10 protein-coding genes and 1 tRNA gene are annotated in these 9,906 nt (G+C 61.1%); 7 read left to right on the forward strand and 4 right to left on the reverse strand.

The features are described from left to right. The first annotated feature begins 19 nt into the window (after nucleotides 1-19). Both GON01_RS08325 and GON01_RS08330 read left to right on the forward strand, forming a co-directional pair. Nucleotides 20-793, forward strand: a complete 774-nt coding sequence (locus GON01_RS08325; protein ID WP_157026900.1) for a SapC family protein — start codon at nucleotides 20-22, stop codon at nucleotides 791-793. Continuing rightward, on the forward strand, nucleotides 790-1,368 hold the full coding sequence (locus tag GON01_RS08330) for a cytochrome b (protein WP_157026901.1): 579 nt from the start codon (nucleotides 790-792) through the stop codon (nucleotides 1,366-1,368). Before GON01_RS08325 ends, GON01_RS08330 begins: the two co-directional genes overlap by 4 nt. A 154-nt stretch (nucleotides 1,369-1,522) precedes the next feature. Here GON01_RS08330 and GON01_RS08335 read toward each other — a convergent pair whose 3' ends face one another. After that, nucleotides 1,523-2,374, reverse strand: coding sequence for an N-formylglutamate amidohydrolase (locus GON01_RS08335; RefSeq protein ID WP_157026902.1), 852 nt, complete (start codon nucleotides 2,372-2,374; stop codon nucleotides 1,523-1,525). Between the two features lie 137 nt (nucleotides 2,375-2,511). Here GON01_RS08335 and cpdR point away from each other — a divergent pair, with 137 nt between their 5' ends. From cpdR to GON01_RS08350, 3 genes are all read left to right on the forward strand, one after another. Next, nucleotides 2,512-2,889 carry a cell cycle two-component system response regulator CpdR gene (gene cpdR / locus GON01_RS08340; RefSeq protein WP_157026903.1) on the forward strand — a complete coding sequence of 126 codons (378 nt, stop codon included), beginning with the start codon at nucleotides 2,512-2,514 and terminating at the stop codon, nucleotides 2,887-2,889. A 43-nt stretch (nucleotides 2,890-2,932) separates the two neighbouring features. After that, a tRNA-Val gene (locus tag GON01_RS08345) sits at nucleotides 2,933-3,007 on the forward strand. A 343-nt stretch (nucleotides 3,008-3,350) separates the two neighbouring features. Further along, complete coding sequence (locus GON01_RS08350; protein ID WP_181600124.1) at nucleotides 3,351-4,145, forward strand: site-specific integrase; 795 nt, start codon at nucleotides 3,351-3,353, stop codon at nucleotides 4,143-4,145. 65 nt (nucleotides 4,146-4,210) lie between these two features. Here the strand turns inward: GON01_RS08350 and GON01_RS08355 are convergent, their stop codons facing one another. Next, nucleotides 4,211-6,376 carry a hypothetical protein gene (locus GON01_RS08355; RefSeq protein WP_157026905.1) on the reverse strand — a complete coding sequence of 722 codons (2,166 nt, stop codon included), beginning with the start codon at nucleotides 6,374-6,376 and terminating at the stop codon, nucleotides 4,211-4,213. Between the two features lie 273 nt (nucleotides 6,377-6,649). Here GON01_RS08355 and GON01_RS08360 point away from each other — a divergent pair, with 273 nt between their 5' ends. Next, entirely contained in the window at nucleotides 6,650-7,246 is a 597-nt protein-coding gene (locus GON01_RS08360; RefSeq protein WP_181600125.1) for a recombinase family protein, read from the forward strand. Here the strand turns inward: GON01_RS08360 and GON01_RS08365 are convergent. After that, nucleotides 7,230-7,736, reverse strand: coding sequence for a hypothetical protein (locus GON01_RS08365; protein ID WP_157026906.1), 507 nt, complete (start codon nucleotides 7,734-7,736; stop codon nucleotides 7,230-7,232). The two genes, GON01_RS08360 and GON01_RS08365, sit on opposite strands and share 17 nt — an antisense overlap. Next, complete coding sequence (locus GON01_RS08370; RefSeq protein WP_181600126.1) at nucleotides 7,733-8,848, reverse strand: DUF4062 domain-containing protein; 1,116 nt, start codon at nucleotides 8,846-8,848, stop codon at nucleotides 7,733-7,735. Before GON01_RS08370 ends, GON01_RS08365 begins: the two co-directional genes overlap by 4 nt. 466 nt (nucleotides 8,849-9,314) lie before the next feature. Here GON01_RS08370 and GON01_RS16945 point away from each other — a divergent pair. Beyond that, the coding region (locus GON01_RS16945; protein WP_220128469.1) for a hypothetical protein at nucleotides 9,315-9,906 on the forward strand (592 nt) is incomplete at its 3' end.

Genomic DNA, 9,906 nt, shown 5'->3' on the forward strand with positions numbered 1-9,906 from the left:
TCAATCTTCGGAGTAATTCATGGCGAGCGCGCCCCAGCCGACCGGACTTCCCATCCTCTACAAGGATCTCGTCCCGCTTTCGTCCGATCAGCACGCGGATTGGGGAACCAAGTCGCTCGACGGGCTGCATTTCCTCAAGGGACAGCACGCCGTGCCGATCGTCATCGACGAATTCGTGCAGGTGCAGCGCAGCTTTCCGATCATTTTCGCGGATGCGGACTATCCGGTGCCGCTGGCGCTGATGGGCCTGAACGAAGGCGTCAACGTGTTCCTCGACGCCGACGACCGCTTTTCGCAGCCGCTCTACGTGCCGGCCTATATCCGCCGTTATCCATTCATGCTCGCCCAGCTGGGGCAGAATCCGCAGGAATTGTCGCTGTGCTTCGATCCCACATCGGGCGCGGTCGGGCCGGACGGCGAGGCGGTGAAGCTGTTCGAGAACGGGCAGCCCAGCCAGGGCACCAAGGACATTCTGAGCTTCTGCGAGCAATTCGAGCAGGGCGCGCAGCGCACCGGGGCCTTCATCAAGGAACTGCAGGACCTCGACCTGCTGATGGACGGCGAAGTCTCGATCCAGCCTGAAGGCGCGACCCAGCCGCACATCTATCGCGGCTTCAAGATGGTGAACGAGGAAAAGCTGCGCGACCTGCGCGGCGATCAGCTGCGCAAGATGATGCAGAGCGGGATGCTGACACTGATCATGGCGCACCTGTTCTCGCTCGACCTGATGCGCGAGATCTACGGGCGGCAGGCGGCGCAGGGCAAGCTGCCGCCGGTCGGCGTACCCGCTTGACGCGACCGCGGGAGCCTGGGGCGACGCGTTCGCGCTATTCGGGCGGCGCGATCGCCTTTCACTGGGCGATCGCGCTGCTGATCATCGCAAACATTGCCCTCGCTCTGGTGACGGACGACTGGCACGGGCCGGCGCGTTCGATCGCGATCCAGATCCACAAGGCGACGGGCCTCACCATCCTGGTGCTGAGCGTCGCGCGGCTGGCGTGGCGGCTGGCGCACCGCCCGCCGCCCTTTCCGGCCGGCATTCGCCGCTGGGAAGCGGTCGCCGCGCGCGCGGCCCATTGCTCATTTTATGCGCTGATGATCGTGCTGCCAATGAGCGGCTGGCTGATGGTCTCCGCTTCTGCCAATCGCAAGCCGCTCAGCTGGTACTGGCTGTTCGACCTGCCCTATCTGCCGGTCCAGGGCGACAAGGCGATCGGCGGCTTTGCGCACGAGACGCACGAGATACTCGGCTATACGCTGATCGCGCTGGTGGTGCTGCACGTCGCCGCGGCGCTGAAACACCATTATGGCGACCGCACGCGGCTGATCGCGCGCATGTGGCCGGGACAGGTTGCCGCAAGCCGTTAGATTCCTGCGGCGAATGGCTTGAAAGCTCTGCCCGCATTCCTAAATTTGCAAGTGACGCCCGGGAGTTCCCCCCTTTCTCCCCGGCGTTATCACGCCTTCGGGCGTGTTCCTCCCTGAACCTTGGCCGCTCCGTGCACCGCACGGGGCGGTCTTTTCATTCCGCCGCCAGCGGAAGCGCCCGTTCGGCCGCCGCGGCGCGCAGGTCCGCCACCACGGCGGCGAGGAACCTGCGGCAGAGCGTGCGGCCCTCCGGGTCGCAGCCGTCCAGTGACTGATCCAGGTACAGCGAACGATCGAGCTCCAGCTGCACCGCATGCATCCCGCTGGCGGGCTTGCCGTGCCGCTCGACGATATAGCCGCCGGCATAGGGGCTGTTTTCGCGCCATTCGAGGCGGAAGCGGGCGCAGGTGCCCGCGATCGTCGACGCCACCCACGCCGCAGCGCTGTGCCCGAACCGGTTGCCGATCACGACGCGGGCCGTGCCGCTCCCCTGGTTCTGCAGCGGCGGCATCGAGTGAAGGTCCAGCAGCACCGCGATGCCGTGAAGCGCCGCGGTCTCGCGCAGCAACTCGGCCAGCAGGCCATGATAGGGGCGGTGCAAGTCGGAGAGGCGCGCCTGCACGTCCGCGAGCGACAGGCGCCCGCGCCAGATTTCGCCGATTCCGGCCAGCCGCCGCGGGATCAGCCCAAGGCCGCTCCGCACTTTCGGCGTCAGCATCAGCTGCGATGCGACGACGCCGTCGACCAGCCCGGGGTCGATCTCCGCCTCATGACGGTTGATGTCGATCCAGGCCCGGGGCAGCCGCGCGATCAGCGTCGGCGCGTCGACGCCGGCCGCAAGCTCGTCGACCAGCCTGTCCTCCAGCGCGACCAGCCGTTCGACGGGCGGGCGGAGCATCGCGCGGTGCGCTGCACGATAGTCGCGGCCGGCGTGCGGCACGGATACGACGACCGGCCCGCCGCGGGCGCGGCCGATCAGGTCGAAGGGGGGACTCGCGCAATCCATCCACAGTTTTGGTACGGGAGGGGAGGAGGCGCGGCAACCGTTCGCCGCGCCGCCTAGAAATAATTAATGATAGCGGGCATAAATTGGCGGCGCAGACCGCTTCTCGTGCGTTGGGAAGTGGCGCGATGAGGCTGTCGATGATCCGAATCCTGCTCGCTGAAGATGACCAGGCGATGCGCGTCTATCTGGAGCGGGCGCTTGAGCGGGCCGGCTATTCGGTAACGGCCGTCGATCGCGGCACGGCGGCGTTGCCGCTGATCGAGCAGGAGCGGTTCGACCTGCTGCTGACCGACATCGTCATGCCGGAGATGGACGGGATCGAGCTCGCCCAGCGCGCCGGCGCGATCGCCCCGGACATGCGGGTCATGTTCATCACCGGCTTCGCCGCGGTGACGCTGAAGGCGGGCAAGGCAGTGCCACAGGCGAAAGTCCTCTCCAAGCCGTTCCACCTGCGCGACCTGGTGCTGGAGGTCGACCGGCTTTTCGATATCGGCAGCGCGAGCGGCCTCAACTGACCCTTGCTAAGGGCGGGAGGCTTCGCTAGAGGCCCCCCCTCGTGGGCGCGTAGCTCAGTGGTAGAGCACTGTGTTGACATCGCAGGGGTCGCAAGTTCAATCCTTGCCGCGCCCACCATTTTCCCCGGGAATAATGGCCCGAAAATCTGAGGCTTAGCTTGGCTCTATGCTCCGGCATGGGGTCAGCAGCTAGGCTCCCGCAACTCGCTGAACACAATCCGAACACAGCGAGTTCGCCAATGGCTACAATCACCAAGCGTAAGAACGGGTGGAGCGTCCAGATTAGGCGCAAGGGCTACCCGCAACAGACCCGTACCTTGCCTACCAAGGCAGAGGCTCAAGCATGGGCGAGGGAACAGGAGGGGCGGATTGACCGCGCCCTCGCTCCCGTCAATCTCCGGCTGTTGAAGGGGACTACTCTCCGGGACCTTCTCACTCGGTACCTAGAGGAAGTCACCACCGTGAAGGACAGCGCGTACACCGAAAGGCTCCGCATCAAGAAGCTGATGAGGGAGCAAGCCTTCTGCGACTTGGCACTAGCGGACCTTACCCCCAAGGTATTTGCTGAATACCGGGCAGCGCGCCTCCTCACCGTCAAGCCGGGAACCGTGCATCGGGAGCTTGGGCTGATACGCCATGCATTGGAGGTCGCCCGGCGCGAATGGGGCATGGACTTGCCTGCGAACCCGCTGGACAGAGTAAAGCGTCCGAAGCTGGCCAATGCGCGGGACAGGCGGCTCGCGGAAGGTGAGTACGACCTGCTCAAGACCGCGCTACGCCGGACGCGCAATCCTCTGGTGGCCCAAGTGGTGGAGTTCGCCATTCATACGGCGATGCGGCGCGGGGAGATACTGGCGCTCCGTTGGGAGCAAGTGAACTGGCATCAGCGCACGGCCTACATCGCGGACAGCAAGACGGGCGAGCCGCGCACCATTCCCCTCCTCGACGCGGCGATGGCCGTGCTGCGCCCGCTCAGGCCGGAAAAGCCCATCGGCCCTGTGTTCCATTTGACTGTGGAAGCCTTCAAGCAGGCGTGGGAGCGGGCCAGGAACAGGGCGAGATTAGACGACCTACACTTCCACGATCTGCGCCACGAGGCCATTTCCCGGCTCTGTGAGATGGGCCTGACCTTGCCTGAGGTCGCGCTGATAAGCGGGCACAAGGACCCCCGGATGCTGTTCCGGTATGTCAATCTGAGGCCAGCCGATTTGGCCAAGAAGCTAACCGGCAAGGTTTGGCAATCGGTCGCAGCGTAGCTCTCTCATCTGCTATTCGACCGGTACGACTTATGGGCCAGCCAGACAGCAGCATCTTCAGAACGTCACAGCACGCCTCGTTCTTCTAGTTCCGTGCAAATGCGGTTCCGCTCCTCAACGGGTTCAACGGCCCGAAGACGCCTTCTGGCAACGCGCCGCGTTAATGAGCTTTGCAGAGCGCCAGCGAGGTCAACTCTTCCCCGAGATAAGAACCGAAGCCCGAACGCCCCAGCTAAGACCGTTGCGAGTACAATTATCAATCCAGTGACAAAGTTAATTTTGCTTTGTGACCACCAAGAAGTCCCCTGCCACACAAAGAACTGCCCAAAGAGGGCGGCGGCTGTTGAGATTGTCCATAAGAAGACCACGATGCGGTAGGACGATACTTCTGCTCTTTCAGTTATGGAGCTTGCCGCGTCCACGATGCGCTGTCTATCGGATTCATGGCGCCGGTGTAGTTCGACTTCAACCGCGTTTCGAAGTTCTTCTTCCTTAATTTGCTTAGCGGATAGCGTCTCAAAGTTCCGCCTGCTTTCTAATAAATCTTGCTCAATCTTGCTCTTCTCAGCTTCCGACCGCTTCCTCTCGTCCAGACGCCCACGCTCCTCCGCAGTCGTTGTGAATGTATGAAGCAGCTCATCTGCATTCGCAGCACTTAAGACGTCTGGGCTCCCGCCTGTCGAAATAACTAGATCGAGCACCGCCTGCTGAGAGCTTAGGAGTGCGTTTGCGCCGTCCTCGCCTTGAAGGTCCTTGAGGCGAGCCTCGGCTTTCCTTAGTAACTCACCGTTGCTAGCGAGTATCCTATCGCAGGCCGAAATGAGATGAGCTTGCGGAAGGTCCGGCCCAGCTGCTGAGCCAAACCTAATCCAAACGATAGCTGCCAGCGTTTTTGTTTCAATAGCTGGCCCAAATGCATAATCTGGTGCGCTAAGGTTAGCCTTGGAAAATCTCTCCGCAAATCTGGTGAAAGTGGAGTTTCTAGTAATCAGAACAAACGGGGTCTCGAATACCTCTGAGTGCGCGCGCCCTTGTCGCCGTCGCATGACAAAGGCGATGGACATAGCGTCTCGTTCTCTTTGCTCAGTCTTGTAAATGTCGTGCCAGCTCGCCGCCTTGCGAAAGGCGTCGATCATCTCATCCGAGAAGTAGGAAGAGTTCAACGGGCTGGAGCGGTCAAATACTAAAACTTCAACATGTGCGAGCTTTGCGGCCTGATCGGGCTGTCTTGCGACCGCTGTAGCTCGCCGCACGAGTGCGGGGTTTGCCCGCATCGCATCTCCGGTCAGTCCGTACCGACGCCCTTCGGGGCGGTCCAGAACGGTTGAGAGGATGTCGGAGAGTTCGTCGAGACAATGTGCAAGTGTTACGACATGCGCACCATGGTCCGTCAGGGCGTGCAGGCACCGCTTGATGCTGTCTTCTCGCGCGGGTCCGCTAAGTCCCAGAAGATCGAGTAGGACCGGGGCATCAAGTACGAAGGTGGTGGCGACTTTAAGTGTTTGATTTGCGGAAGGTCGTTGCAGCTCCTCCAGGAACTCCACTGCTAGCCCAAGTTCCGTTAGGCTCGCCACATCCGCGAGTTCAGGACGGCCATGCATAGCTAGCCATTTAGTAAAACCGGCAAACTCGACACTTAGGGTTCTGTCGATTTCATTAAGACGCTGTGGTTCATCAAGAAATGCATCTCTTATCGAGGGCTTGCTGCCAGAAAGAAGTTTTTCTGCTTCGGCCTTGACCTTTTCCTTGTTAGACCCATCTAGGGATGTAGCCCATTTAAACAGCTTCCAATGAAATTCCTCGGCGGTAAGCGTAAGCTTTAATAGGGGTGCGTGTACCTCCAAGAAGTCGATGAAAGCTGAGTAAAGTCGCTCAAGCTTCTTGAGGCTGCCTTCTGTCGCTTCATGCTCATCGAATGATTGTAGATTGTTCGGCACACGGTAGGCCGCTTTACCGTCTCCGGCGCGTTCCTCGACAAGCCAGCCCATTTTGACTAGCTGAGGCACAAAAGCCTCTAGCGCATGCTCGGTGAAGTTGTTCCCGAGGAGTGGCTCTAGGTTGGCGGTTACCTGCGTGACGTTCAGAAACTGACCGCGTTGGGGTTCTAACGCTATCCGGAACAATGGCGCAATTGCGCGAAACGGGCCCTGAGCTGAAAGTCTCGCTTCCTCAACCGCTGCCATAAACAGCAGGGCTGAATGCGGTAGTTTCACACCGTTCTCGGTCATCATTCCCCCCGAAAGCAGCAACCTATCATGGGCAAGGACCGCTACAAGATGCTACTGCACTCGACGACCCAAATCCGATCTTCTTATGCGAGAGGTCACTTGCCTGACCGATTGTTTCCAATCTCCCCCACGACCCCCTCCGTCCGACTGCGCACATAGGGCGGCTCGAAAATGAGCGATTACGATACAGGGTCTGGGGGTGTATCGGAAAGTAGCTTGACGGCTGTTTCGATACACAGCAAATAACGAGCCACCATTCCGATACAGGAGCGCGTTGTGGCCCGTACCTTTGCCTATTGCCGAGTAAGCACCGCTGACCAGACGACCGACAATCAGGTTTTAGAGCTTGAGCAGGCTGGGTTTAAGCTGGAGCCCAAGCGGGTGATCGCCGAAACGGTGTCGGGTTCGGTGCCAGCGATGGAACGCAAGGGCTTTGCTCGCCTTGTCGATAAGCTCGAGGCGGGAGACGTGCTTGCAGTCACCAAGCTGGATCGCCTTGGGCGTAACGCTATGGACGTTAGAGCCACTATCGAGCGGCTAGCCCGAGAAGGCGTGAAGGTTCATTGCCTAGCATTGCAGGGCGTCGATCTGACGAGCCCGACGGGCAAGATGACCATGGCGGTTATCAACGCCGTAGCAGAGTTCGAGCGGGACCTGCTCATCGAGCGGACGCAGGCGGGGCTCGAACGCGCTAGGGCGTCCGGGAAGGCTCTGGGACGGCCTTCGGCGCTGTCGGCTACTCAACAGGCTGTCATTCGCCAGCGACGCTCTGAGGGGGTGTCCCTCGGTGTACTGGCGAGGGAATACGGCGTTTCCCGTGCCGCTATTCAGCGGGTGGAGAGGCGCGCAAATGGCGCTATCGTTCCGGGCTAGAGAGGGCCTCAGCCTCCCAGATCAAGATGGTGTCATCCTGCACTTGGAGAACGGCGCGCCAGCGTCGGAAACCTACCTTCACGTCGTCGCTCGTCGGCGTGAGGCGTTCCGCCACAGGTGCCCGAGTTGTTCTTGGATAATGACCCTGGTCTGTACGCACGACGAGTTCTAGCTTGTCCCCTGTTCGGACAAGAGAACCAGGCACTGCGAACACTCCCTCAAGAGAATAGGCGCTCGCAACATCCACCTCGAACCTGACGTTCTCGATCGCTAGCCCGCTGAAATGCTCGCCCTTACTTTGCGCCATTGCCTCAAACTGGTGGCGGTCGCCCAAGAAGCAGGCCATCGTGGACGCTCCTGTGCCCACGACTGCGAAGGGCTCACCGTAGCCATTAATCGGCAGAAGGATGGCCGGGCTTGTGACCTCATTCAGCTTGGCAGGTCGTGCATGATCTGCGGGCAGATAGCCGAGGGGCTTCGGTTCCGTCATCGTGTTCGTTGCCTCCGTAGCAGCGCGAGCAGATCATCAGCGAGGGCGGAGGTCTCATACGAGAGGGCTGCTCTTGGAATGTCGGGAGGCTGCATGTGCACGGCAGGCTTGTCGGTATCATCGAAGCCTCCGCTGTACGTTACTCGACCCGGACTGCGGAGGTGTTCGGCACGGGTTCGCCACGCAGAATAGCCTGTGTTTGTGAGGCGTGCCGCCACGGCCACTCGTGTCAGGCGCTGCGACGCATCTATGTGGTCAATCAACCAACCTCCAAATCTCAAAGCTGCTATCAAACGCTCGTGGATGTCCTCCTCCAGCAGCACGTTCATGCCATCGCGGCCGCCACCCACGGCGGAGCTGATCTGGATGCTGCCGCGCTCGTCCACGGAAACCTGATTGCCGTGCTGCTGGGTTAGAACGAGCGTGTCGGACACGAACTCGCCGGAGCTGCCATGGGCAGGGTCGAAGATGGGAGCGGAGCCGAACAGAGCAGCTTGCATGATGGCTGACTTGAGTTCTGGTCTCTCTATCTCGATGGGCCGCAAGATTTGTTGAGCGGGACCTCCTACAATCGCGACCTGCAACGTAGAACCAGAACCGTGGAAGTTGCGATTGGACACGTCGGGGAAGAGGCGCAGCGCCCGCGCTAACATCTCGCTCGCGTCCACGGGGGCTGCCGCAAGGGCAAGCTCGCGCCGATGGATGGCACGTGTTACCTCGGTGCGGAGTTGGTCGCGGGTGGAGAAGGCCGCTCGAAAGCGACCGTCTTCCCAGGCCTCTACTTCTTCCACAAACGCCGCCTGCGCGGGCTCACGCTCCACACCCTGTTGAACGAAGGCCAGCACGGGCCTCGTGCCTTTGGCCTCCCTGTATTCCTCGTGCGTGGCCGAAAGCCCCGTGGGTTGCTGCGGTGCGCCGTATCGGGCTCCCATTATAAGGACCACGAGGTTGGCCTCGCGCACGCCGGAGAGGCAGGCGACCCGAGGAGAAGTATCATCCGCCGAGAACTGCTCCGCAGTGATGGCCTCATGCCCCAACGATTGTACCGCCTCCACGGCGGCTGACCTCAAGTCCTCCATCCCGCCAATGAGTGAGCTTATGAATACCTTCATCGTTACTCCCATCCCTCGCGGTAGTCGCTTCGAGAGCAGGCGGGGCAGCGGATTGAGTAGACGGGACGATCTTGTCTCCTCGCCTCTTCTCTCTCGTCCGGTGTGAGAACATCAATCGAGAACCGCTCCCCGCAGTTGAGGCAGCGGTAAAGACGCTTGATAGGCATTGAAGGAGCTTAGCCGGTTTATGCGCGGCTTCAAGCGGCGCTGGCCGCGCGCGTTCTCACCGCAGTCTGCGACCTGTCAGTTAACGATTGACGCGCGGTCATGTAGTATGAATGGCCCGGTTTAGAGGTGCCCGGGGCACGCTCATCCCTCAGTTAGTGAACCCCTCTTGCCCTTATCAACCGCACTTGCCGAACCACTGTTCACGGCAGACGAACTAGAGAACTCATTCCCGCTGGACCGGGGCCGCAGGTTCGCTCACGAGAGCGGCCGCGCCTTACGTGACAGGGTACTCAACGGGATGGACCGAGGTAAGGCGCGGAAGCGGAGGAGGGGGGACGTCGCCCATGCGCGCCGCCGGGACACCGTAGAGGCGCTTCTTGCCAACATCGTTGCCGCGCACCTCAATGCCGTAGACCCTGACAGATTTGTCGGCGTTAGCTTCAATCGAAGGGACTACGACGGCACAGACCTATGCCGTAATGCGATGGCGGCCTGCCGAGACTATCTGGCGGAGCAGGAACTGATAGAGATTGGGCCCGGCTTCCGCCGTCGGGATCACTTCGGTGATGGGCACTTCGGTAGGCGGACGCGCATCCGGGCCACTGCGCAGTTCCGAACGATCATTGATGAGGCGAGGCTGGGCAAGCGCCCGCTCACGTTGGCCACGGGTCTACTCATACGCCTCAAGGCACCGCGCGACGATGCGGGTCCTATGCCTCAGCAAATCCGCGATAGCGGTGACGTGATGAAAGCCGTGAACAGGCGCTTGGCGGCAACCCACATCAGCGTTCCGCAGTCTGTGGTGAAGGTGAGCTGCCCCCTTCTGAGTGGTCCAGATTGTATCATAGTCTGGAACCCGAAGGAGAATTGGGATGGCAGGTCGCAGGCAC

It is taken from the genome of Sphingomonas horti, from assembly GCF_009753715.1.
Lineage (GTDB): Bacteria > Pseudomonadota > Alphaproteobacteria > Sphingomonadales > Sphingomonadaceae > Sphingomonas_B > Sphingomonas_B horti.

Coding starts and splice junctions, on each gene's coding strand:
- GON01_RS08335 (WP_157026902.1), bottom strand. CDS start 2,374: ATGGATTGCGCGAGTCCCCCCTTCGACCTGATCGGCCGCGCCCGCGGC.
- GON01_RS08365 (WP_157026906.1), bottom strand. CDS start 7,736: ATGACGGAACCGAAGCCCCTCGGCTATCTGCCCGCAGATCATGCACGA.
- GON01_RS08370 (WP_181600126.1), bottom strand. CDS start 8,848: ATGAAGGTATTCATAAGCTCACTCATTGGCGGGATGGAGGACTTGAGG.
- cpdR (WP_157026903.1), top strand. CDS start 2,512: ATGATCCGAATCCTGCTCGCTGAAGATGACCAGGCGATGCGCGTCTAT.
- GON01_RS08355 (WP_157026905.1), bottom strand. CDS start 6,376: ATGATGACCGAGAACGGTGTGAAACTACCGCATTCAGCCCTGCTGTTT.
- GON01_RS08325 (WP_157026900.1), top strand. CDS start 20: ATGGCGAGCGCGCCCCAGCCGACCGGACTTCCCATCCTCTACAAGGAT.